Source organism: Oleiphilus sp. HI0132, from assembly GCF_001635845.1.
In genome coordinates this window covers 1-1,267 of sequence record NZ_LWGJ01001796.1, presented here as the reverse complement: position 1 = coordinate 1,267, position 1,267 = coordinate 1, and the positions used below count along the sequence as shown (strand labels likewise).

The 1,267-nt window shown below is 43.8% G+C and carries 1 protein-coding gene; it reads right to left on the bottom strand.

Features of this window, described 5'->3' with window-relative positions:
• Positions 1-164: 164 nt before the first annotated feature.
• Positions 165-1,267: PAS domain-containing sensor histidine kinase (locus tag A3766_RS27260; protein WP_231883010.1), on the bottom strand; the 1,103-nt coding region annotated here is incomplete at its 5' end.

The window sequence follows — 1,267 nt, the reverse complement described above, 5'->3', positions numbered from 1 at the left end:
CCATGATTGTCGCACTGCTACAGGTGTCTATCCCCATACGCATGAGTGTGATTTCTAACAGCTCTCGAATATCAGGTTCATCGTCGATAATTAAGGCGCGTTGCTTGGTCATATATTGAGTCTTGTCTGTCGCTTAGAAAGCATTAAGAAGAATAAGCCTATTGTTAAACAATTCGCTTGTGGTGAGCAAATACAATTCGAAAGCACGCACCAAGCTTAAGGTCTTTAAGAGCCTGATAAGCCTTATTGTCTAGTCGATGGTTATCAAACTTCCAATGCTGATGAAATTCGGTACTGGCCGGGTTGATATAGTCCAGATGAGCTTGGTTTGCTTCGCAGATTTCTCGTGATAAATACAAACCAAGTCCTGTGCCCTGAGATTCAGTGGTGAAGAATGGTTCAAATAAATGATGGGAGTTCTCTTCAGAGACTCCTTCACCCTGATCGATTACTTCGATATAGGCTTGGCCATCCTTTGTGGTTTTGGATAGCAATATAAATAACTGTGCGCTGCAATCTGACTTTAAGCCATGCCTAAGCCCATTGTCGATCAGGTTGATAAACACTTGCTCCATTTGGCTTGGGTCAAAGCGTGCTGTTGCGTCTTTGTCTGCAAGTATAATATTAATTCTGTCTGATGAGTGCAGGTGCCCTTTATATTCGCCGACGATTTTATCAATCCAGTTGGCCAAGGTGATGTCTTCAACTTCTGGCTCTGTTCGACGACTAAGTTGCAGAGTGTTTTCAATGATCTGATTTACACGCTTTGAGTGACGCTGGATGATATCCGTCATCTTATGGTCTGCCGGGTCAAGGTTTTCAGACTCAGCCAGGAGTTGTGTTGCGTGGCTAATTGCTCCTAATGGGTTTCTAACTTCATGCGCTATACTTGCGGTTAAGCGACCGAGAGANGCCAGTTTCATATGTTGAGCTTGTTGCGCAGTCTTGCGAGTATCATCTAAAAAAACCAGGATGTCAGACTCTGCTTCATTTTGTAAGCGAGAGAAATTTGCCTGAACCAAAGGTTTTTCCTGGCTGACTCGAAAGGGAGTTGTACGTACGCCGGGTGCTTCTTTCCATAATGTTAGCCTATCAGCAATCAAGGAAGGTAAGGGCTGCTTTTCCGCCAGGCTGACTAAATCCAGGCAGGCATGGTTGATTAATTTAACCTCGCCTTGCTCACTACAGACGATAATACCTGTTCTCATGCTCTGGATAATCTGGTGGTTAAGCTTTTCCAGCTTTCTTAAATCTTGCTCTTGTTGTT